We start from the raw sequence: 22,199 nt of genomic DNA, 5'->3' as shown, positions 1-22,199 counted from the left end.
ATCACACGGTAACCAATACCTGCAAGACATATGGATACTTCGATAGCTATCCTTTACTCAATACTGAATTTAAAAGTACTTCGGTCGAGAAAAACAACACGACCAACGAAGGTTATCGGATTGATTATGTTTTTGTGAACCAGCTTCTTAAGAGTAATGTCGTTTATGCTGATATTGTACAATCTGCCTATACGGATCAATTTTCCGACCATTATCCAATGTATATAGAAATTAAAAAATCTAACTAATTATGAAGGACCAAATGTATTTTCAGACCCTACCCAGAATGCTTCGGTATTTGGGTATACTCCTGGCGATTCTATTCATAACAAGTTGCAGCAAAAGTGATATGGTGCATCTCTCTACCCTAGAGGTGAGCGAATTGAAACCTGTAATCGATGCCTCTGAAGGAGCGGTGAGCATAGATATACTTTCGAATAGCTCATGGAAGGTCGGTAAGCTTGAAGCAGGATGGCTCACTGTGGATCGGACAGAGGGGAGTGGGGACGGTAAATTATCTCTTAGCTACGCTGAAAACAAGGGCATAGAATCAAGAACTGCAGAATTTTTTATCGTGGCAGAAGATGGTAAGAGCTATCAGAAAATCCAACTCACACAGTTATCGGCTAACCCCTTTATTAAACTAGAGCTTGAGAAGTTGGAAGTGGTATCCAGACCTCGTAGCCATAAGATTGATCTGAGTAGTAACATTCCCTCATCGGCTATCGGTGTTGAAATCCTATACGAGGAAGAGGTGGACGATGCTTGGATTGTTGGGGTGAGTATGGAGGGAGATAGCCTCCGTTTCCAAACAACCATTAATACGCTTACCGAAAAGCGGACAGCCCATATTATTTTATCCTATGATGGAGCGCTGGAAGAAGAGACGGATATATGGGACAAGATAATAATTACTCAAATGGACGCGGGAAATGATTTTCCGCCACAGGACAAGGATTTTGCATACGTAAGAGAGCTACCCCTAGGTGATATTGAAGAAAATATCGCGATCCGAGGACATATCGTTTCCACGGGATCCTCCGATAACTTCAGAAAAAACACCTACATCATTCAGGATGCAAACAATACCGCTGTCGCTTTTGAAACGTTAGAAACCCTCCCAGTTAATAAATACGACAAAGTACAGCTGCTCCTTGATGGCACAAAAATCGAAACCTTTCAGGATGCTGGCGAAAGCTATAGGGTTATCAAAGGCATTAGCGCAGCCAATATACTCGAGCGGCAAGCGGATCCTGGGTTCTCTCCACCAAGCCTTTCTATAAAAGAGCTTAGGGAGGAACATCTCTTATCATTGGTCACACTGAAAGATGTTGAGTTTGCCGTTCCTCACGGCGGATATTCAAACTTCCACGAATATTATCCTACGCAGAGTTATGCGGAATATGCAACGAGACATTATCCAGCTCCTATCCGGGATATACAAGGGGATAATCTTTATCTCATTACGAACCGAGCGGTTGAATATCGTAGGAAAAGTGTTCCTAAAGGATCTGGTAACATCACAGGACTTGTTGTTAAAATTAAGGACAGCGCGTATGGCGATCTGGGCGAATATTCAATTCGTCACCTTAGTGAATCGGACATTCAGGTGAATCCAAATTCAGGAAATGGGTTTTCAAAAATATTGGTGGAATGGGAGCAGCAATGGAATGCCGGAGATTTTAATGATGGGGTAGGGAACTTGGCGCCTACTATAGGTCCAAAGGATGCTATTTTGAATAAGGATAAAAGCGATGGCTTTTATTTTAATACGAAAGTAGGCGGTATATACTTGATAGACAAATACCGAGGAGATAAAGCTGGCTCTGGAACCAGTGTTTCTAAGTCCACTTATAATGTGAACGGCTGGGGCGCGGGTAGATACTGGTTGTTTGATAACGTCTCTACGCTCGGTATTAACACCTCTCTATCTTTACAGATCGAAGGTAACAGCAGTACAAACTCGGGGCCCAGAGATTTTGCAGTGGAATATTCATTGGATGGAGAGAATTGGAGCCGTGTAGGGACTTATCAGTTATCGGGTCAGATTAGCGCAGGGGAAAGCGAGTTTGTGATCGCCAGCGGTAAAATGTTTAGTTTTAAACTGCCAGATGTGTTGCTTAATCAACCGAATATAAAAATAAGGCTGATAAATATTAGTGCAATATCGGTAAACGGGACGCAAACAACAGCATCTGCAACAAGTAGGTTAAGTCACTTTTCGATACAATACAATAAGTAGATTACCTTCTCTGCTAACGGCAGGAAAAACAAAGATGTTAATCTTCCAGAGCAAGGCTCTGGAAGATTTTCTATAAAAGAGCTACAGTCCGTTTGGAAAGGACGATAACGACGCCACGGAACCGTAATGGTTAAATTGTTTACATCGCTGCCTAACCTTGTTTAAATTCGTCTGTGTTTTTGATGTAAAGTCAAACGCAAGACGTTGCACCTGTTGTTTATATTATTGGAATATTCTCGATTTGTAAATTTCCCTACGCGTTGAATCTGATGGGCGATTATAAGCGTTCTTTTAATTTATTAATTGCTGTTTCCAATACGGGATCTTTTCCTTGTCTTATATCATCTACTGAAGGAGAAATCACTATATCTGGAAGGATTCCTTTTCCAATAAAATCATTGCCGTTTCCTAACATATCGCGCTTGGTGCAAATTCTTGCTGAACCTTTTCCAGGAAGTGTTATTGCTAAGGGTTGGCCTGAGCTCCCTCCAGTAGGCTCTCCGATAATAAGCCCTCGGTTCATTGATTTAAACGCGCCAACAAAATCTTCGGCGGCTGAATAGCTTCTAGCACTAGTCAAGACAATGACAGGGTTAGAATATTCTTGTTTTAGCCGCGGACGCAACGAACTTGATGTTGAATATAATTGCTGTTTTTTATTCCACGCCCTAAACGTGGGGTTATATAATCGGGTGTACATCGTGTGAACTTTGACAGGTTTATTAACAATATGTTCCAGGATCTTCCAGCCATACGAAGAATTACCCCCTCCATTTGCTCGAACATCAAAAATGATTGCTTTTGATTGTGCGATTTCATCGTAGTGTTTTTCAAATTCTTTGAGAGCAACATCACTACCAAAGCTATTTAAAATGACGTAGGCTATATCACCCTCTAGGATCTTATATTCAAAATTCGGTACCTTCATTTTTTCATTGCGATCCATAGGAGATACACGTGATATTGTGACATTATTGAGAGTACCTTTATCATCCTGGAGAACTAAATTAATAGTTTTTTTTGGTGAACCGGCAAATAAAGAATAATCAAATGATCGTACGTTTTGATCCTGAGGTGTGGATGCACTTTGATATGGAGTGACAAATTGTTGTGCATATTCCAATACAGGAATGCCGTCCACTTTTAAAACCTCTTGGCCAACTTTGATTCCCTTTTCTTCTAGTGAAGGATCATGAATAGAGATAATGAGTACTTTGTCTTCTATTAGACGAGTTCGTAGCAACGGTCTGGAATATGTATCTTCTTCTAATTCTTTTGGAACGTAGATGTTTGTATGTCCATCTTTTAAATAACTACAAAATGAGGAAAGCGTTTGATAGTATTCTTTTGTTGATTTCGTTTCCACAACTTTCGGAATATATGCAAAATATAAAGAATCAAAATTTAAATCAGGAATAAGGTCAAAGTTGACGAAATTATATTTGACCTCAGACCAAAACCTTGAAAGACCAGCTATTTTTTCCTCCGATGATAGATTTTCCTGATATGGAGTGTTAAAAGTGCCAGATTCCCAAAATTTCTGCTGATTAAAAAATAATGAATCTGTCTTTTTCTGATTTTCCTTATTCGCTCTTACCCCTTCGACGATTCTTTGCCATTGGGGATCATTATGTAGGGAGGCTAGATCTCTATCATTAAGTAGAGTTTCTGTTGTATTAATTTTATCGATTTCCACCGCGCTCTGTAAATATTTAAATGCTAACGTTGATTCTCCATGTAGGGCAAAATAACACGCTGAATTATAGAACGATATTTCGGCTTGACCATTTTCCAATTGTTTTTTTATACTCTTTGCAGGATCACCTATGTTATTCGTATTCTGAGCTATACTGCTGTAAGGAATTTGCAAAAATAGACATATTGCTAACACAATAAGGCTGGCTTGCATGTTAAACTTATTGGAAAATGAAATTATCAAATGATTTTTGTTCATGCTAGTTTTTAAATTATTTTTAAGGTTCATTGATTGATGTACTAATACTTCAATTCATTAGCCAAATATAAGGAAACTTCCTTTTTTTGAACTTCGTTCTATCACGCTATGGGAAATTTCCGATGATATACGCAATATCTATTTCGCCCACTTATTTTTCGAAATTTCCGCCGCCGTAAATACTTGATTTGGGATGCTGATTTTCAACTCAAAGTACGGGCCGCGTACGCCGGAAGGATGGAAATGATATGATTGAGTAATATGCAGGTTTTAATAATAAGAAAGATTCTTCGCATACCAGTGTTCAAAAAAGCCAAATAAAAAATAATTATCGATTGTTCTTTTTCCGCTGGATATATTTTGGAAGTTCGCGAAGATTCAATAAACCTTTTTGGTCTGGATCCTCAGGTAGTTGCGCCATTTCTAGATGTTGGATATGATTGAATTACATCATAGTGTTTCTGTTAGAACAAGATCTTGGGAATTAACTGAGGGTCATCAGGAGATAATTTTCAAGCAAACCAATATACGAAAAGAGCCGCAAATCCGACTAAAAACAAAAGAGAACGTGCGTTCCGTGATGATACCAAGCCAATTTTTGGACGTCATTATCTTGTTGAGTAATTATTGAATAACCACGGACAAACGTTTACAAACTACATACTGTAATTTCGACTACATCATCTTTTTGGTAAATGGAACCTGATTGGGAGTGAGTAGGCTATTCTTCTTGGTCCATCTTCAAATACGGGTACCTTCCAGTTTTTTGCATTGGACAGTTGTTTAACGACTTGTATATCAATGCCAAAGTCCGCGCTATCTTTAACTGCGATATTTCCTAATATACCGTCTAGCTCCACGACAAAGGCGTAGACACCGTATAATTCTCGTTTACCTGCTTCCTTTCGTGTCGGTAACCTCATTTCTGACGTGATATCTTCCGTGACCTTTCTAACATCAGTTTGAGTATATCCAGGTGTGGTCACTGTTGCGCTAGGCCAATGCCAATTAATAGTTTTTTTATGTTATGCATATTCAAGTGTTATTTTCAGCCACGAGTAAAAAGAAACTGGAGAAAAGAAGAAGGTCTTGGGCACTGATATTTTTATGATTAAAAAGCTTATGCTATAAATTCTTTGTGATTGTTTAACATTATACCTCCCGAACCAACTTTTATATGCTTAGTCTTGCTTGCAATGTAATTTATCAGTATTGATGGAGATGAACTTAAATTGTATTTTGAATTATGGTGTTCCGCAAGCCAATATTTAGTATAGTTTAATTTGTCCATTGTAGCAGCATCTTGACACGTTTGATTTATTGCCTCAGTATGTGACTCTTTGTCCCTCCTTAGTATTATGTCTAAAACAGAAATATTAATTATTCCTAATAATTAATATTTTTTTTCAAAAGTTTTGATTAAGCCGCTTTTTTCTAATAAATACATCCCGAGTTTGTCTTTTGCTATACCTGGAACTAGTTTATATGTAAAAACCGGAAAGCCTGACAGATCTCTCGCGATATCCATCTTAAAATAATCAACTATGGAATATTGGGAAAGCTTGTCGTACACATTTGTGTTGTGAGAAGTAATCAAAACAACCGGTGCGGTTAATAAATTGAAATTTTTTACGATCTGCACAATTGCATCGGAAGCATCTTCTTCATTTGTGCCTTTAAATAACTCGTCAAGAATGATGAGTGCATTGCTGTTTTTATCCAGTTTTTCTACAATTTCTTTTAGTCGGAATATTTCAGCATAGAAATAACTATGTCCTAATTCCGAATCATCTTCAAGGTTAATACTTGTGAAAAGTCCGTCTAAAGCATTTGCTGTAAATGATAATGCCGGTACAGGAAATCCAATATGTGCTAAATATACGGCTATTGAAATTGATTTAATCAATGAGGATTTTCCTGCCATATTAGGCCCAGTAAGGAACCAAATTCTCTTGTTTGAAGTGATTTTTACATTGTTTCTTACGGGTTTTTTATGAAAAATATTAAAGAGTCCCATTGCTTCAATTGTATTTGATTCTGCTTTCGTAGTTATTTTCGCGAATTCTAATTTGAGAATATTTTTAGATTTAATAACAGCTAAACCTGCATCTATATCATAAATCATTAAAATTAGACTCAGTAAATCATCTCTAAGATTTTCCCTTATTTCAGTTTCGAAAGAGTCAATATTTGTGAAACTTATGAATAGTTTTTCTGATAGGGTCGATTTTTGTAATTCTCCAAATCGGTCAATACACTTTTGAGTTTTTTCGTAATTCTCCATTATTTCTGTGCCCGAATCCCACTTTATTATAATGCCCAATATATGTTTTAAACTTAAAAGTACTTGAAATACCTCGAGAACCGTTCTTTTAGTGTAAAAATATTCAGGTGTATTAATTCGAAAAAAATTGAGAGAATCAAAAACTGATTTGGTGTGGCTACGTGGAGTAACCAAGAATTTGTGGATATCTTTAATAATCGTTTTGTCAAAAGGAAACTCTAATTCTAACAAGTTTGTATATCGTTTAAAACTATTTTGCCTGGCGATTATTTCCTTCGGGTCTTTCGTTGGAGAATTAAATAATTCTAATAATCTCTCTTGCCCGCCTTCGGTATATGTCTTATTAAAATAGTCGAAAACTGATCTTTCGTTTATACTTTTTATCTTTGTATCTTTAAGGGTCTTATCATCGATTAGAAAGGTTTGTTTCATACGTCTTTACCTAAGTTTCTCAATTGCATATTTTCATTTAACAAAGTAAAAAATACTTTGGGTCGATTAATAGAGTATTCAACAAATAAAAATAGCATCTTCGCTATCAATTTGTGCTATTTACATGTTTTTTTTTGTTCTGTATATTTGATTTTTATAATACATCGTTAGAAAATCGTAAATAATTAACTCATAATATCGGTGGTTATATACAAATAGACGATTCATTAACATATGAATGGCGCTACTAACAAGTTGGTTATATTTATTCCTGTTATATTTGTACTTCAATATTTTTTTTCGATCTCTAAAAAGATAGATCACCCTTCTTGTTGCTTGCCAACTTTAGCAAGATTTGGAAATTATTATCTTTTACTTTGTTTTCGCGTACATCATAAATCTGTTTCTTATGTTGTGCGAATTTTGTTTTAAATATCCCTATATTCTCTTGATGATATCCAAATTCGTGTTTAAAGCTGTTGCTTAAACCAAGTAATAAATGATATCTCTCTTGTATGTCATAATTTATACTATTTAAGAGTATTATCAATCAATTTTATTCCTATCATCCATCGATAATCCTCTCGAGCTCCAAATTTATGAATCTTATTTATCAAACGTAATACTTGCTTACTTTCGTAAGTGAAAAGTGATTCAAAATCTTCTTTAATATTTTTCCGTACCTTTCCAACTCCCTTTCATAGGTGTCGATTTGAATTTTTGAATTTTGGAAATTTGTTGTCCAATTAAAAAGCACATTTTATCATAGACCGTTTGAATGACTTTTACGAGATCATTTTTATCGTTGATCAAAAACCTTATTCGTATATGAAATTCAGGGTCGGCGTATCGTACAAGGGACCATTTTGAGATTATATTTTCCTTTTCAAGTTTGCGTACTATATTGTTAATGTCTTTCCGTAAAAATGTTTCATAAAAATAGTGTCCACTATAAATTTTAAAGTATAACCAATCACTTCCTGGAATAAAAGTTCTAACAGTTTTTGTCATTTTCTAATTTGTAAAATCGTAGTACAATTTCATTTGCATGGTATCCCATTGGAGACAAAACTGGAGTTTTTTTACCATATAGAAATTCTTCAAATTTGATCGTTTGAAATTTTGAAAGAATAGATAGCAAATATTCTACTGACTTTTGATTCTCTAAATCTAGTAAAAACTCACTTTAGGTAAACTTGTATTTGATTGAAAATATACAAGAAGACGTAGTTTTTAGCATGGAGCGATCATCGAACAATTGTTCGAACGCACTTCAATCAAAGCGAGTATACCAAAAATTACTTCGATAAAACGTTACGAAATATTTATTTTATTGTAATTTTTAACGATCTTTAGATCAATCAATTATATTTAATAAATAAGTTCTTTAAATAATTAAGAAATGAACTTAATCAATAGTTTAATTATAGTCTTTTGCTGCTGTGTTGTCACAGTGAAAGGTCAAACAAAAGGAGAGTTTGTAGTAAAGGGGGTGATAGACACGGTGCCGAATTCTGAATATATATTCATGTATTCAGATAAAGATCAATTAGTCTACGATACTCTAAAGCTAGATGATAAAAGTGAGTTTGTGTTGCGCGGAAAAATTTCTGAACCAAGTCGTCTTTTTGTATACATAAACGGTGTGCCGCGGCCAACTGATGTTTATCATTTATGGATTGAACCGGATAAGACTATTCTATTTCATGGACGGTCGGGGGAAAGAAGGGCTTTGTTTAATTATAGAGTTCAAAATTCAGAAATACAGAGGCGGTTTGAGGAATACAAGGCTTTGATGGAGGACTTTCGACCAGGGATGCCCCTTGCAATAGAGGATTCTATTGAAAGGAAATTTATTGAAGAAAATTTAGATAGTTATTACGTGCTTCATCTTCTTTGGGCCAGAATGAGCAGGGACAGTAATGACTACGATTTTGTTGACCATATAATGGCTGAAGTTCCTAGAAACCTCCGAGATACATGGTTAGGAAGAAATATTATTAAGAAAAGCCAAATACGGATTGGAAGCTTTTTTCCAAATATCCCGCAAGAAGATAAAGATGGCAATATTGTGAAGATAGCGGATATTAATGCAAGGTATTTACTCGTCGATTTTTGGGCAAGTTGGTGTGTTCCATGTAGGATGGAAAACCCGTTTCTAAAAGAAGCCTATAAAAAATATCAGAAAAGAGGATTTGAAATTTTAGGTGTGTCTTTTGATTTTCATAGAGATAAGTGGCTAGAAGCGATAGCAAAGGATGGACTTATTTGGTCTCAGGTGTCTGATTTAAAGGGGTTTGAAGGCTATCTCGGAAAAGAGCTGTTTATACGAGGTATTCCAGACAATTTTCTGCTGGATTCTGATGGCCGGATCGTCGCGCGGGGTCTTCGAGGCAAAGAGTTGGCTTCCCTTCTAGAAAAATTGCTTGATTAGTCTTGATTTATTTTTGTCGATAAATTCTGTTATTTGCGGTTAAAAACAGAATATATTGCATATACATATAAATTTAGGAGTAATAAAAGATCTGCGCTTCGAGTGGTTTCCGAATCAACGAAAATCGGGGATTTTGGATATCTTTATCGAAGAGAAGCGACATGAAACTAAAAACAATTATAGTAACGGGATTAATTATAGTTACGATTCCCAACTTACCAGTTATCAACAAGTATATTGCCCATAAAATTGATGAAGGCTATTTCAGATGTGCAAACTTAGATGGGTCATTTACAATGACGCAGGGATTTTCTTTTAAGTCCATTGGATCAAGTATATTGGCCATGTCGCTGATTTTTTTGGCGACAAGTTAGTTCAATGATCTCAAAAGTGGCACAAATAAAACCGTAAACCACTGTTGTTTAGATAGTAGCGACATGAATGCTTATAGCTGACGATGGCATAAATCGATCCGTAAAATCAAATTTGAATCTGTTCCTGAAGGAAGAGGGGTTCAGAGCAATAAAAAATTTTTTAAAAAAATTATCATCTTCTTTAAAGCGTAAATGGGTAGATGAAGGAGGAAATATAGATGAATTCAAGCCAATTCCCGAAAAAGGTATTGAGTCTGCTGATTTTATTTTAAAAGTGATAAATCATGTAGACCATGTTCCTGCTAAAATAAAAGAAGCGTTTGATAAACTTATAGCTTTGGATTAACCAATGAAATACACCGAAAACCAATTAGAACAAATTTTTATTACCCTTTTGGAAACAGAACGGTATCAATATAAGATGGTAAGCAAATTGAGTCGCTATGAAGATTTGGAAGAAATCGAATTGGAAAGCTTAAATATTACAAAAATCCTCGGTTAAGAGTTTAGGCAATTGGTAATCAGATTGTTGAGCACAAGGAGTATTATATTTAATACTCCTTGTGCTCTCTTCCAATTTCACTAATTACTATTAGCCTAATTTTGTCACAAATTTTTACTAAATTTGTGACAAAGTTATAATTATAAACATGATGGAATCATCTAAAAATCAAATACAAACAAAGATTTCTAAGTCTTCATTTGGCGAAATATTTTTTTTGGATGATTTTGTTAAATATGGGTCTTCAGAAAATATTCGCAAAGTACTTTCTCGTTTAGAAGAAGATGGTGTTGTTATACGATTAGCTCAAGGTATTTACCTAAAGCCTAAGAAAGATCCATTGCTGGGAGTTATTTATCCTACAACAGAAGAGATAGCCAAACAGATCGCCCAACGGGATAAAGCTCGAATCGCACCAACGGGTATTATGGCTTTGTTCTTACTGGGTTTGACAACTCAGATACCCCTAAAAGCTGTTTATCTGACAGATGGTTCTCAGCGAGAGATTAAAATAGGCAAGCGTAGTATAAAATTAAATAAGACGGTGCCTCGTAGTTTTGCTATAAAAGATGGTTTGTTACATTTAATAGTACAAGCCTTTAAAGAGATTGGACAGAGTGGGGTTACAGAAGATTTTTTAGAGAAAATCACTTCCTCTATTCATCGATTAGAACCAAAAGTTATAGATACGCAATTGCGATTTGCACCTGTTTGGATACAGAAAATAATAGCTAACCTTTATAAATCTAATAATCATGTGGATTGATTTAACACGAGAGCAAAAAGTACAGATACTTGAACAAACGATATTATACTATAATTCTGACAAAGTGAATTCAATAAGTGGAGGATTTCCATACATATCTTTAGTCACGATCAATTTCTCTCCATCTACTATTAAATCTTTAAAATACGGTTCATAGAATATTGGATCAGGGAGAGTTCTAAGTATTTCCTTACTAAAAATCTCTTTATTTTCTTTCTCTATTTTTAATTCTAATGAAAAAGATTTGGATTTAGTTTACAAAACAAAGTTGCTCTGACACCATACTCCTTAAACAGCTTAGTTTTATGAATCCACTCGTTTTTACATCCCTCATTCTTAAAGTCCAGTACCGTATTTAAAATAAAACCATAAGGTATGGGGGCAGCCAATGTTCTTCCTTTTTCTAATCCTTCAATAATCATTTTAATCACTGGATCGTTAAAATCACTCAAGTGGATAATTGGTTTTAATAGATCCTCAATTGGGTAATCATTTTCTTGAGGATATATCTTTTTATACCTTTTTTCATCAAAGATCACTTCAATGCATAATGATTTAAAATGTTCTTTTAAAATCATTATGTCAGAAGGCTGCTTTCTCCCCCTAAACAGGATTAGACTGAAGTTATCGGCATCAAACCGTTCCTTCCTTAAACGCTTCCGAATATACTCGGTGAGGTAGTTAACTTGCAAGTTGAAATCAGAAATTAGATTTGGGCTTTCTAGGTCAAAATCTTCAGCCTCCAAAGCTAATGCGAATTTTTTTATTTTCATATTTATGGTCTTTGATGTTTTTCTGGATCCCTTAGTCGTCCTTCTTTTCTTAATTTTTCAGCATCTGCCTTTTCGGCGTCCAACGCTTTCTAGCGAGCACCGTTGCCTGCCGGTATATTTTCGACTATATTAGAGTCATATTTATCCTTACCTTCGGCCTTGTTCCATTTATTCACCTGGGTTAGTTGCCCTGTAAGATTTATCGGCTTTAGACGCCTGCAGTTTCTAGAGCAACATCATGCGTATTCTATACATCTGAGGTTTTCTTTAAAGTAAACAATGATAGTTTTATTTAAGTGATCCACTGACTAAATATCCTAATATTGTAACCATAAAAATTTATCAGGAGATGAAATGGAGCATTATAATGCTAATTACCAAAGATATGGCTTAAAACGTCTGAGTGTGTACGAAAAGAGCCGCAAATCCGACAAAAATAAAAGAAAAGGTGCGCTCCGTGATGATACCAAGCCAATTTTTGGACGTCATTATCTTATTGAGCAATTCTTGTATAACTACGGACTAAACGTTTACAAACTACGTGCTGTAATTTCAACTACATCATCTTTTTGGTTCTTTATATTTTTTTGGTAAATGGAACCTGATTGGGAGTGAGTAGGCTATTCTTCTTGGTCCATCTTCAAATACGGGTACCTTCCAGTTTTTTGCATTGGACAGTTGTTTAACGACTTGTATATCAATGCCAAAGCCTGCACTATCTTTAACTGCGATATTTCCTAATGTACCGTCTAGCTCCACGACAAAGGTGTAAACACCGGATAATTCTCGTTTACCTACTTCCTTTCGTGTCGGTAACCTCATTTCTGACGTGATATCTTCCGTGACCTTACTAACATCAGTTTGAGTATATCCAGGTGTTGTCACTGTTGCTAGGCCAATGCCAATTAATAGTTTTTTTATGTTATGCATATTCAAGTGTTATTTTCAGCCACGAGTAAAAAGAAACTGGAGAAAAGAAGAAGGTCTTGGACACTGATATCTTTATGATTAAAAAGCTTATGCTATAAATTCTATATGTCATAGGTTCATAATCTACTCATCTTCTTTTTCTTGCCAACCTTCAATAACCTGACAACGCATGATTGTACGGAAATAATTGGTTCAGTAGTTTTTATTTTATTCTGACACAATAAATCTAAAGATTCTTTTCCGATTTCCCAAGATGATTGTAACCATCTTGACTCCTAACAAGGAGTGGGGGCGCGCTTCTTATTTTTTCTATCTTTAGCCGACTTTTATTGCTTGATTAGTCTTCATTTATTATTGTCGATAAATTCGATTATTTGAGAATAAAAATGGAATATGCGGTTCACATATGAATAAAAGATTCTAATGCTTTCGAAGTGGTTGCCGAATAAATGAAAATCAGCGGTTTTGCATATCTTTATCAGGAAGAATGAATATGAAAATGAGAACAGTTATCATAACGGGATTAATTATACTTGCGACTCCCAATTTACCAATTATCAACAAGTATGTCGCCCATAAACTGGATGAAGGCTATTTCAGATATGCGAACTTAGATGGATCATTTACAATGACGCAGGGATTTTCTTTTAAAAATCCCGGTTTTTCAACCTTTGGTTTTGAGCATTTTGTCATGGAGACTGCTCCAGCGGTTGAAAATCGAAAGCTATACAGGCTTTACACCATCAATCCATTGTGTTTTTGGCGCTGGCACAATTATTTACGTCATGGGATACATTTTGATTATAAGGATTGGAGCGTCATCGAAGAGAACAGACGACAAAAGGGAGTTGGAGACACCAGTTGGCAAAGTTTTTAATCGTTATCGTGTTAGCTTGAATTAGGCGGCACCTTTAATTTTGCTTATATGGATAACTGGAGAACTTGTACGATGTTAAAGATTAAACGTTTATTTAAAAGATTAAATCTAGCTCCTCTTTTCTTTATCTGTTTCGTTATAAAATTTATTTTGTCAGGATTGTTTGTTAAGCGAGCTTCTTTCTCAGCGCCGCCATGTTTTCATCGTTTTTCTTTTCCAATAACTTAGCCTAGATCTGTGTGGTTGCAATTTTAGTATGCTTAAGCATTTTATTTTTAATAACCAAAATGTGTGTATCTTTAGCATACTAATTTACCTATTATGAAAAGATATTTACTGCTACTATTTGTTGTGTCAATATCGGTCTTGGCATGTTCTAAAGACGATAGAACCGAAGTAGAATTTGACCTAACTTCAAGCGAGTTCAAATCAATTAACGCATTAGGCTTTCCCTATCAGTATCCCGACGAGAACGGAAAATTAGTAGAGGGTGTCTGGTATAGGTATATAGTATACAAATTTTATAATGACAGTACTTGCTCAATAAGTTTACATAACGTTGAAGACAACAAACTAGCTAGTGTTGTCCAAGCAGAATATAGCTTAAATTCACTAGATATTACGATCATATTTCAAGACGGAGTAATAAAAAAAGGGAAAGTTTTTTTAATCGCTGATCAGGTTAAACTGCTAATTGATTCTAGTTATTTTAAAAAGTAATTCTATGAAACATATTTAAAAGAGTACTCCTTTACAGAAGTTAATTCCGTTATTGAGGCTCTTAAAAGGAATGCCATTCAAATCTTAACTGAATGAAAAATATGATAGTTTTATTTTACGTTTTCTTTGTTGTCCAATGTGGGCATTCACAGAACAATCTTAATCAGGTGTTGTCGGGAAGTTCGATTTTAACAGAGGTCGCAAGTTCGTTGTTGGGGTATGTTCAGAAATTGCAAGACCAAAGATAATCAAATCGGGTGACCGCCAACGGTTCTAAAATGAGTTATTTGAGTTATTCGAAAGTTCAGTCTTTCCTTATCGGGTTCTGGTTCTAGGAGTGTTTTATAATGTTTTCTTCTGTCTTCAAAATATAACGGAAAAGTATACTATGTCAGAATGGCTACTCAGAAATGTTTGAAATATCCTAAGGGGTCGAATATATATTTAATTTATAATGAAATACACGATTACTTTTACCAGCCAGATGGGTTGGTGAGAGACTCTTTTAGATTGTTTTTTTGTTAAATTTACCAAAAGACTCACAGCTTTGGCTAGTTTCGGTTTGAATCGAATTTCTGCTCAATCCAAGGCCGTATTTCGCCGTAGGTACTAAAAATACTGGCAAATTAAAACACAAGGTGAATGGAAAAATATTATGAAAGGAAAGATTACCTTAGAAATCTGATATTTCTACGTGAAAATATAACTATTTTAAACTTTGAACCCCTAGATAAATTAGCTAATGAATTGGATTTTGAAGAATTTGAACAAGTACTTTACGGAATCGCTTACGACGAGGTAAGTGGCTATAGTAATATTTTTGTTTATACGTACCTTCTAAGAATGTTAGGTGGAAAATATGATGACTGGCGCATACATTTATCAATTAGCCGCTTGATGGGAATGATACTAAATCACCTCGACGGAGGTGAATCGGTAGGTCTTTACCACGCATTAGAAGCACATAAGTTGAAACCATCGGAGGCAGGTATTTTAGAGATAATTTTATACTACAACCATATTCCAGAAAGAATATTGACGGATGAAGGAGCCCTTATTTATTCTAGAAAGTTGCTTCTGATTAAACCAAATAGTGACATAGCAAAAGGAGCGATTTAATTCAAGGCTAGATAATATGGTTAAGTAAGTCCGATCCGTAAAATATTAGGCTTTGCCTTTTATAGGTTATATGCTCTACGTGTTTTTGCATCCCTTATATAAGTATCAATAAGGTCGTAGAGCGTGAGTTTCTTATTCTTCAACAAGACCGGAGCGTAAACCAGCTGAACCGGATACTTTTGTGACTTCGCTACTGGTTCAGCTACCTGAATAAAAGGAATATAATGAGCGGTAATCCGGCTTCGGGACTGCAGGTCAGGGGAGCGGTAAGAAATATACCGATGGGACTGCTGGAAAGGAAAGAACTTGATGCGCTGTATGGAAGCTATGAGGTCGGGGATACCCGATGCTAGCGCAATATAAGATCGCTGCAGGAGGTAAAACGGTTCATACTGGATAACGGACATCTGGCCGAGGTTCCTAGCGGGTCAGGTCGCTCAAGACGGAATATCTGTTAGAGCGGTGAACACTACGTTGATGAAGAAGGTTGAAAGGCTTACCTTTCGAAACGCTGAAATAGACATGTCTCTGAATGAAAAAATGCTTATATAGGGTTGTTTTGTATAAATAAGCATGTTTTAATGTGTCTATTTTTACTATATTTGTGAAAATAAGAGTATTTATGAACAATTCGAGGTTTATTCCAACAGAGAAAATCATTGAACGTTTGCAGTATGAAAATCCTTGGTGGTTGACCAAAGAGATTCCAGTGCTATACAAGGAGATGTCGAAACGGTTATATTTCGATTTGTTTTATCCTTTCGTAACGGAGACCGATATTCGCAGAGCTGTTGTTTTGATGGGACCAAGACGTGTGGGTAAAACGGTAATGATGTTTCACACGATTGATCAGTTGATCAACGAAGACATTAATCCGCAACGTATTTTTTTTATTGGCATTGATAATCCTATTTACGTTAATCTGAGTTTGCAGGAAATTCTAGATTTATGCAAAGAATCTGTGAAAGCTCAAAGTCTTGAAAACTGTTTTGTGTTTTTTGATGAAATACAATATCTTAAAGATTGGGAACGTCACCTTAAAGTATTGGTAGACACCTATCCAAAGACAAAATTTGTTGTATCTGGTTCAGCTGCGGCAGCTTTAAAGTGGCACAGTACGGAAAGCGGTGCTGGAAGATTTACCGATTTTATGCTTCCACCACTTACTTTTCAAGAGTTTATCCATCTTAAAAATCGAGATCATTTGATCCAAAAAAGTTTTATTCGGTATGGAGACAAACAAATTCCTTATTGTTTACCTTTAAATGTAGATGAATTGAATGATGAATTCATTCATTATCTGAATTTTGGAGGTTATCCCGAAGTGGTTTTATCCGAAAAAATACAGAAAGACATGGGGCGCTATGTGAAAAATGACATTGTGGATAAGGTATTACTTCGCGACCTACCGAGTTTATACGGCATAAAAGACGTTCAGGAGCTCAATCGCTTTTTTACCTACATTGCTTATAATACGGGGAATGAATTCTCTTATGAGACGATGTCTAGAGATAGTGGTATTCAAAAAGAAACACTAAAAAAATACTTAGAATATTTGGAAGCCGCTTTTTTGATTAAAGTATTGAACAAAGTGGACATCAACGCCAAAAGATTAAAACGAGTGACCAGTTTTAAAGTCTATTTAACCAATCCATCACTTAGGACAGCTTTATTTTCACCTGTAAAAGCTACTGATAGTGAAATGGGAAACATGGTGGAAACTGCTATTTTATCACAATGGATGCACCGTGAAAATTTAGATCTAACCTATGCACGTTGGAAAGAAGGACGGTCTGAAGGAGAAGTAGATTTGGTTTTAGTAGATGATAAAAAATTTAAACCTGTTTGGGGAGTGGAAATAAAATGGAGTAACCGTTTCTTCGAAATGCCTCAAGATCTAACCAGTTTAATAAAATTTTGTAAAGCGAATGATTTTGAAAATGCATTGGTAACAACTATTGATAGGCAAGATACCAAAGTTGCAAGTGAAATCAATTTTACTTTTGTGCCTTCGTCTGTTTATGCCTACAATATTGGAGAAATAACTTTAAGAACGAAAAATGGATAATAGCATTTTTCCACATTACAAAAAGCCAATAACCTTAATTTGAAAAAGTTATTGTGAAATACACCGAATCACAATTGGAGCAAGCTTTTATTACTCTTTTGGAAACAGAGGGCTATCACTATATAGATATGATGGCCGATTTACGCGTCAAGGGATAGATGTTATGAAGATTAAGAAAATACTAGACCCTTTGTCAAAAGATAAAAATTATACTTTTGATTTAGAAACTTCCGAAGGACAAATGATAAGAATTAGAAAAAGATAATATGAAGTTTTTTGAAAATCGTAAGGGGCAGCTCCGGTTTAGGGTGAAGTTATGTATCAATATAGAATGAGTAAATCAACTTGGGACGTTTCCTAAAGACGGTAAAATAAGAGAAGGCAAAAGAACTTTTAAAAACAATTGTATTCATTTTACTGCTCTATTTTTTATCGATGGTGGAAATCTGCGATACATCTTGGGCTTTTTATTCTGTTGGATTTATAGCAATATTCTCCTTTGTTATAGGCTTAATTTTGCGCCTTATCCAAAAGTTTAAATTTAATACAACAAATCAGTGGACGTGAATTAAAATACGTTAATAATCGCTTTGAAAATGGAAATATATGAAAACACTCGGAATGTCAGTTCCAAAGATGAATTTATTGAGTTTCTTAATTTATTAAAAAGGAACCTTGAGGAAAAACCAGAAGAATGGGAAAATAATGACTTGATGAGTTTTCTGGAAGCTTTGTTGGGGTATTCCGCTGATAGCATTCACGAGGCTCCGTCTTGGAGGCTGTTTTCTGAACTATTGTTAGCAGCAAGAGTTTACGAATAGTTTGAGTACATTTAATAAGTGAAGAAAAGGATATTTGGGAAACCCAATATTAATATGTATGTCGGAGTAGACCATTGTTTATTTTCTTATAGGAAGTTACTGGTGTTATTTCTTTTCCTAAACGATAAGGGTATATGAAGGTAGCAAAGAAATTATAATGAAAAGGCAGAGGATAATAGAAGGGGCTATCCTAGAAATAAATATTGGGGATAATTATTATAACTCTGCCCAGATATTGGTAAAGGGGCTAGGGTACGCTTTTTTCGTTGCTATTAACTTACCCTATCTTTTGGAAAGCTGTATGTGTTTGCTGAATCGTAAATTGAAACTACTTTAGATCCGGTATGCAAAGGTTACTATGCTTTGCCTGAGCTTCCTCGGAACTTTTTCTCGATCCTTACAGAAATATTCGTGCTTTAATCTCCAGTAGTAACATTTGATAAAGAAGCAATTTTGCAGGACACAACCGGACTGAAATTAAAGTGATCTCATTGTCTAAGATGCATATCAATTCTGCATCGTTGTTCACGATATATGATTACGTAAGATTTTGCTCAATACCTCTGCTTTGTTCAACGTCATAAGGTGGCCCCCGTTTTCAATTTCCCTGTCACAGGTTACGAAACTGGCAGGAAGGATTTTGTCGCTTTTACCGTGAATATGGTAAATATTTTTTGGCGAGGTTTGGTTCGTCCATCTCACAATTTTGTCAATAGCCCACCTCATGAACGTAGGATCGGTGTCGGCTAGAATTTGTTTTAGAAGTTGTTTTTCGAAAGTTGACGCTGTCCCGAAAAGCCAATTTGTGATAAAGTTTGTTTTTGTTAAAATTTTGGTATGTAGTAGTTTATGTAATCCTAATTTTCCTGCGAAACGGTAATAGAATGGAATATCCCACTTTGTTTTTGCTGAAGCAATTAAGATAGTTTTTTCTGTGTCAATCTGCTTAGACACTTCGACAGCCATAAGTCCCCCGAACGAAAGCCCAATTAAAATAGGCTTTGTAGTCGTAATCTGCTTAAGTAATCGTTGTGCATAATTTTCGATGGTTTCCTTGGGGGATGGAGCAATCCATCTAATAAAAACTGTCTTAAAGCCTGATAAATCAAGTTTTTGGAAAACTCTCTCGTCTGCGCCGAGTCCGCTAAATATGTAAACTTCTTTTTTCAAATTGTTATTGGCTTTAGAACTTCTCAATTGACGTCTTTTCCACTTCTCCAAAAATAGATCTCACGTTTTTCTTTTGCTTGTTGCCAGCGTGAATAGATTTCTGTTCCGTACTCTAAATTAAAAACTGAACGGCATGGCCGAGCTGAGTTTGAATTTCTTCGGAGTAATTCAAATAATCTTTCGCATATTGACATCCTAGTGATCAGTATACGCTTGTCTGTGTTAATATACGAGTTTATGTTCAATAGAATGCATTAATTGTGACTGGACGCATCGTCTCGTGTAAATTATACTATGGACATTTGTCACACCCTCAAATTGTACTGTTTTTTTCTTGGCTTATGAACAATTAATTGTCCTTCATTTACAGAGTTAAAGTTATCAATCCTCTGTTCAATATCCGCGCAGAGGTAATACCTATTTGCCAACAACACTTGCTTGAAGCCATATTGTCTAGGATTATCAGGTGTTCATAGCGACAAAGGATCTGGTTCCAGCTGGAATAAGTCATTTAATCGCCCGAGCTTTTACAGGATTATGCTTCATTATTATTACGTTTTGTCTTGAAAACATACACCGAGTTGTTTATAGTACAACCCGGCGCATATTATGTTTCCTAGTACATCCTCGAACAGAAACCGTCCTTACCGAGGTTAGATCTAGAGGGGCTCTATATGCACGCCACCGTGTCGGAATTGCCGTTAAAATAAAGAGCCAAACCAGACCGATGATTAACTAACTTTGAACTTTTCAGGATAGCTAACGTATCCGAAATTGGAGTCGATTATCAACGATACAATATTCATCGATGAATAGGTATTTGTACTATAGGAATTGAATGGATAGTCAAAAAGTGTCCACCCGAAATGCTGTAACCGGTTTCCTGCCGTTTGTGCTCCAAAGTAATTTAATAAATCCGGCATGATATAGACACCATACACCACATACCAGGTGGCACTTGCGAAATTCCAGAGGACCATTCCGTTTTCTTTCTTTAAGAACGCCTTGGTAACCAGTTCAAATTTCTCTTCCTGGGAATTAAACGTGGACAGGTCTTTATACTTGTCCTGTACATACACCTGATACTGGCGTTGGCTACTATCTTTGGCAAAGCTACCCGAGGTATTGTCTTTCCAATCTATTGGAACCCCAACGGAGAGCTCGTCGATCCTTGAAAATAGAAAGATCTTCGAGCGGACTTGTCCCAATGTCGGGATGTTGCTGCTATAATATATTGGGTAGGTATTCAGAAGGTCGGCGAGTGCTTTTCGCGCATCGCTTTTGTGGTCTGTGCCGTTCCAGTCATCGATTTTGACCGACATCAAGATAACTTCGTACGAGTTTGTGCGTAAGAACGATGCACATTCATCCAGCAAAGAGGGTAGGGATTGATAGGTATTCGTTTCCGTGGAGGATAATATATCACTATGGCAGGTCTTAAAAGTATAAGTATGCCCGTCCTCGTAGACCTTGATACGTACATCCAGCAACCTAATTCCGAATATCAGTTGATCCGTAATAGAATTATTATGACAGGCGTAAGGTGTATGTACAGATGTATTGATCGCAGCGGCATCGTGGGACCCTGGAATGTTGATCTCCGAAACCAACGTCGAATCTGGTAAATTTTGCATCCAGGTTGACTGATTGTTGGGGGTAACCGAGGAAATGCTCATTGCCGGGGTGTAGTTGGACTCGGGGTCAATATTTCCATCAATTTCTGTATTGCCTGACCAAGTGTTACCATCAAAAACTGCCGTATAAAGGTCGTCTGAATGGGCTCCTTTATAAACAATATACATGCTGTTGTTGTATACTGCAGCATTCGGGCAGTAGTTGGATTCAGGTGTGATATGACCACCTTGATCGCTGATCTTTGAATTTCCGTGCCAGCTGGATCCATCGAACCATGCGGTGTATAAGTCATTTGAACTTGCGCCCTTATAGACGATATACATGTTGCCCTCAAAAACAGTGACGCCCGGGTTACAACTGGATTGAGGCGATATACCTCCCTGCTGATCTTTAATCCTTGTGTTGCCGTGCCAAGTTGCGTCCTGAAAGTAGGCAGTATACAAATCATCGGAGTCTACTCCTTTGTAAATGATGTACAATTTATCGTTAAATACAGCCAATCCTGGATTGTGGTCGGACTCAGGGGTAATATCTCCCGGTTGGCTACTGATTTTTTTGTTTCCGAACCATGTCGTGCCATCAAACCAAGCGGAATAAAGGGCATTCGAGGTTGCGCCTTTATAAACGATAAAAAGTAAACCGTTATAGACTATAGCGTTGGGACAATAATTTGATTCCGGGGAGATTTTTCCGAGTTGATCGCTGATCTTAATATTTCCGTTCCACTTGGTGCCATCATACCAACAGGAATAAAGTGTGTTCGAGTGTGCCCCTTTGTAAATAAGATACAGCCAGTTGTTAAAGACGGTTACTCCAGGATTATAGTTCGACTCTGGACTGATACCGCCGGGCTGATCCTCGATCTTAGTATTTCCGTGCCAAGCAGATCCATCGAAAAAAGCCGTGTACAGCGTGTCGGAATGTGCTCCTTTGTAAATAATTGATAAGTTTTCCATAAGTATAGATATTATAGGTGAAAAAATCGGTGTTATAACCTGACTGTCTTGGTAAATTGAGCGTCGGAATCTCCTAATTCCTGGATGAATAGGCCTTTATTTACATGTTTAAGAGGCGAAATCCAAATAGCTGTGGTTAAAA

General features: G+C 36.2%; 20 protein-coding genes and 1 pseudogene. 10 read left to right on the top strand and 11 right to left on the bottom strand.

The window, feature by feature from the left end; translation table 11 throughout:
- Positions 1-248 (top strand): annotated as a pseudogene (locus HP439_RS09470) (hypothetical protein); the annotation flags it as partial.
- 2 nt (positions 249-250) lie between these two features.
- Entirely contained in the window at positions 251-2,242 is a 1,992-nt protein-coding gene (locus HP439_RS09465) for a DUF5689 domain-containing protein (RefSeq protein ID WP_172390098.1), read from the top strand.
- 277 nt (positions 2,243-2,519) lie between these two features.
- Here the strand turns inward: HP439_RS09465 and HP439_RS09460 are convergent, their stop codons facing one another.
- From HP439_RS09460 to HP439_RS19740, 6 genes are all read right to left on the bottom strand, one after another.
- Positions 2,520-4,196, bottom strand: coding sequence for a S41 family peptidase (locus HP439_RS09460; protein WP_172390097.1), 1,677 nt, complete (start codon positions 4,194-4,196; stop codon positions 2,520-2,522).
- A gap of 680 nt (positions 4,197-4,876) precedes the next feature.
- Positions 4,877-5,119, bottom strand: a complete 243-nt coding sequence (locus HP439_RS09455; protein ID WP_172390096.1) for a hypothetical protein — start codon at positions 5,117-5,119, stop codon at positions 4,877-4,879.
- Between the two features lie 197 nt (positions 5,120-5,316).
- The gene (locus tag HP439_RS19750) at positions 5,317-5,553 is read right to left on the bottom strand and encodes an LLM class flavin-dependent oxidoreductase (RefSeq protein WP_425501341.1); all 237 of its coding nucleotides are present in this window, start codon (positions 5,551-5,553) and stop codon (positions 5,317-5,319) included.
- 36 nt (positions 5,554-5,589) lie between these two features.
- The gene (locus HP439_RS09445) at positions 5,590-6,912 is read right to left on the bottom strand and encodes a MutS-related protein (protein WP_172390095.1); all 1,323 of its coding nucleotides are present in this window, start codon (positions 6,910-6,912) and stop codon (positions 5,590-5,592) included.
- Between the two features lie 120 nt (positions 6,913-7,032).
- Positions 7,033-7,236 carry a lantibiotic dehydratase C-terminal domain-containing protein gene (locus HP439_RS19745; protein ID WP_425501340.1) on the bottom strand — a complete coding sequence of 68 codons (204 nt, stop codon included), beginning with the start codon at positions 7,234-7,236 and terminating at the stop codon, positions 7,033-7,035.
- Between the two features lie 342 nt (positions 7,237-7,578).
- Entirely contained in the window at positions 7,579-7,923 is a 345-nt protein-coding gene (locus HP439_RS19740) for a thiopeptide-type bacteriocin biosynthesis protein (RefSeq protein WP_172390094.1), read from the bottom strand.
- 391 nt (positions 7,924-8,314) lie between these two features.
- Between HP439_RS19740 and HP439_RS09435 the strand changes: the two genes are divergently transcribed.
- The 3 genes from HP439_RS09435 (at position 8,315) to HP439_RS09425 (ending at position 10,988) form a co-directional block, all read left to right on the top strand.
- A complete protein-coding gene (locus HP439_RS09435) occupies positions 8,315-9,346 on the top strand; it encodes a TlpA family protein disulfide reductase (RefSeq protein WP_172390093.1) in 1,032 nt (343 codons plus the stop codon).
- A 441-nt stretch (positions 9,347-9,787) separates the two neighbouring features.
- Positions 9,788-10,066, top strand: a complete 279-nt coding sequence (locus HP439_RS09430; protein ID WP_172390092.1) for a hypothetical protein — start codon at positions 9,788-9,790, stop codon at positions 10,064-10,066.
- Between the two features lie 304 nt (positions 10,067-10,370).
- A complete protein-coding gene (locus HP439_RS09425) occupies positions 10,371-10,988 on the top strand; it encodes a DUF6088 family protein (protein WP_172390091.1) in 618 nt (205 codons plus the stop codon).
- Between the two features lie 230 nt (positions 10,989-11,218).
- Here HP439_RS09425 and HP439_RS09420 read toward each other — a convergent pair whose 3' ends face one another.
- Complete coding sequence (locus tag HP439_RS09420; RefSeq protein WP_172390090.1) at positions 11,219-11,761, bottom strand: hypothetical protein; 543 nt, start codon at positions 11,759-11,761, stop codon at positions 11,219-11,221.
- 561 nt (positions 11,762-12,322) lie between these two features.
- On the bottom strand, positions 12,323-12,691 hold the full coding sequence (locus HP439_RS09415) for a hypothetical protein (RefSeq protein ID WP_172390089.1): 369 nt from the start codon (positions 12,689-12,691) through the stop codon (positions 12,323-12,325).
- 493 nt (positions 12,692-13,184) lie between these two features.
- On the opposite strand from HP439_RS09415, the gene HP439_RS09410 reads away from it, so the two are divergent.
- The 3 genes from HP439_RS09410 to HP439_RS09400 all read left to right on the top strand — a co-directional run bounded on the left by HP439_RS09410 (position 13,185) and on the right by HP439_RS09400 (position 15,407).
- Positions 13,185-13,568 (top strand): hypothetical protein, encoded by a 384-nt coding sequence (locus HP439_RS09410; protein ID WP_172390088.1) that lies wholly within the window; start codon positions 13,185-13,187, stop codon positions 13,566-13,568.
- Positions 13,569-13,889: 321 nt separating this feature from the next.
- The gene (locus HP439_RS09405; protein WP_172390087.1) at positions 13,890-14,288 is read left to right on the top strand and encodes a hypothetical protein; all 399 of its coding nucleotides are present in this window, start codon (positions 13,890-13,892) and stop codon (positions 14,286-14,288) included.
- Positions 14,289-14,930: 642 nt separating this feature from the next.
- Entirely contained in the window at positions 14,931-15,407 is a 477-nt protein-coding gene (locus HP439_RS09400) for a hypothetical protein (RefSeq protein ID WP_172390086.1), read from the top strand.
- 59 nt (positions 15,408-15,466) lie between these two features.
- Here HP439_RS09400 and HP439_RS09395 read toward each other — a convergent pair whose 3' ends face one another.
- Positions 15,467-15,814: a hypothetical protein gene (locus HP439_RS09395; RefSeq protein ID WP_172390085.1), complete on the bottom strand. Its 348-nt coding sequence runs from the start codon at positions 15,812-15,814 to the stop codon at positions 15,467-15,469.
- A gap of 215 nt (positions 15,815-16,029) precedes the next feature.
- Between HP439_RS09395 and HP439_RS09390 the strand changes: the two genes are divergently transcribed.
- Positions 16,030-17,475, top strand: a complete 1,446-nt coding sequence (locus tag HP439_RS09390) for an ATP-binding protein (RefSeq protein WP_172390084.1) — start codon at positions 16,030-16,032, stop codon at positions 17,473-17,475.
- Between the two features lie 596 nt (positions 17,476-18,071).
- The gene (locus tag HP439_RS09385; protein WP_172390083.1) at positions 18,072-18,296 is read left to right on the top strand and encodes a DUF7660 family protein; all 225 of its coding nucleotides are present in this window, start codon (positions 18,072-18,074) and stop codon (positions 18,294-18,296) included.
- A 525-nt stretch (positions 18,297-18,821) separates the two neighbouring features.
- On the opposite strand, the gene HP439_RS09380 is transcribed toward HP439_RS09385, so the two are convergent.
- On the bottom strand, positions 18,822-19,466 hold the full coding sequence (locus HP439_RS09380; protein ID WP_172390082.1) for an alpha/beta hydrolase: 645 nt from the start codon (positions 19,464-19,466) through the stop codon (positions 18,822-18,824).
- A 731-nt stretch (positions 19,467-20,197) separates the two neighbouring features.
- Positions 20,198-22,057: a phosphoinositide-specific phospholipase C-related protein gene (locus tag HP439_RS09375; protein WP_172390081.1), complete on the bottom strand. Its 1,860-nt coding sequence runs from the start codon at positions 22,055-22,057 to the stop codon at positions 20,198-20,200.
- Between the last annotated feature and the right edge of the window lie 142 nt (positions 22,058-22,199).

This window comes from Sphingobacterium shayense, from assembly GCF_013179575.1.
Classification (GTDB): Bacteria; Bacteroidota; Bacteroidia; order Sphingobacteriales; family Sphingobacteriaceae; genus Sphingobacterium; species Sphingobacterium shayense.
Note: the sequence above shows the minus strand (reverse complement) of the source record. Positions and strands in the feature narration are given on the sequence as shown.

What these genes read in the sequence shown, in the direction of transcription:
- HP439_RS09465 (WP_172390098.1), top strand. Translation starts at nt 251, where the DNA reads ATGAAGGACCAAATGTATTTTCAGACCCTACCCAGAATGCTTCGGTAT.
- HP439_RS09460 (WP_172390097.1), bottom strand. Translation starts at nt 4,196, where the DNA reads ATGAACAAAAATCATTTGATAATTTCATTTTCCAATAAGTTTAACATG.
- HP439_RS09455 (WP_172390096.1), bottom strand. Translation starts at nt 5,119, where the DNA reads ATGAGGTTACCGACACGAAAGGAAGCAGGTAAACGAGAATTATACGGT.
- HP439_RS09445 (WP_172390095.1), bottom strand. Translation starts at nt 6,912, where the DNA reads ATGAAACAAACCTTTCTAATCGATGATAAGACCCTTAAAGATACAAAG.
- HP439_RS19740 (WP_172390094.1), bottom strand. Translation starts at nt 7,923, where the DNA reads ATGACAAAAACTGTTAGAACTTTTATTCCAGGAAGTGATTGGTTATAC.
- HP439_RS09435 (WP_172390093.1), top strand. Translation starts at nt 8,315, where the DNA reads ATGAACTTAATCAATAGTTTAATTATAGTCTTTTGCTGCTGTGTTGTC.
- HP439_RS09430 (WP_172390092.1), top strand. Translation starts at nt 9,788, where the DNA reads ATGCTTATAGCTGACGATGGCATAAATCGATCCGTAAAATCAAATTTG.
- HP439_RS09425 (WP_172390091.1), top strand. Translation starts at nt 10,371, where the DNA reads ATGATGGAATCATCTAAAAATCAAATACAAACAAAGATTTCTAAGTCT.
- HP439_RS09420 (WP_172390090.1), bottom strand. Translation starts at nt 11,761, where the DNA reads ATGAAAATAAAAAAATTCGCATTAGCTTTGGAGGCTGAAGATTTTGAC.
- HP439_RS09415 (WP_172390089.1), bottom strand. Translation starts at nt 12,691, where the DNA reads ATGCATAACATAAAAAAACTATTAATTGGCATTGGCCTAGCAACAGTG.
- HP439_RS09410 (WP_172390088.1), top strand. Translation starts at nt 13,185, where the DNA reads ATGAAAATGAGAACAGTTATCATAACGGGATTAATTATACTTGCGACT.
- HP439_RS09405 (WP_172390087.1), top strand. Translation starts at nt 13,890, where the DNA reads ATGAAAAGATATTTACTGCTACTATTTGTTGTGTCAATATCGGTCTTG.
- HP439_RS09400 (WP_172390086.1), top strand. Translation starts at nt 14,931, where the DNA reads ATGGAAAAATATTATGAAAGGAAAGATTACCTTAGAAATCTGATATTT.
- HP439_RS09395 (WP_172390085.1), bottom strand. Translation starts at nt 15,814, where the DNA reads ATGTCCGTTATCCAGTATGAACCGTTTTACCTCCTGCAGCGATCTTAT.
- HP439_RS09390 (WP_172390084.1), top strand. Translation starts at nt 16,030, where the DNA reads ATGAACAATTCGAGGTTTATTCCAACAGAGAAAATCATTGAACGTTTG.
- HP439_RS09385 (WP_172390083.1), top strand. Translation starts at nt 18,072, where the DNA reads ATGGAAATATATGAAAACACTCGGAATGTCAGTTCCAAAGATGAATTT.
- HP439_RS09375 (WP_172390081.1), bottom strand. Translation starts at nt 22,057, where the DNA reads ATGGAAAACTTATCAATTATTTACAAAGGAGCACATTCCGACACGCTG.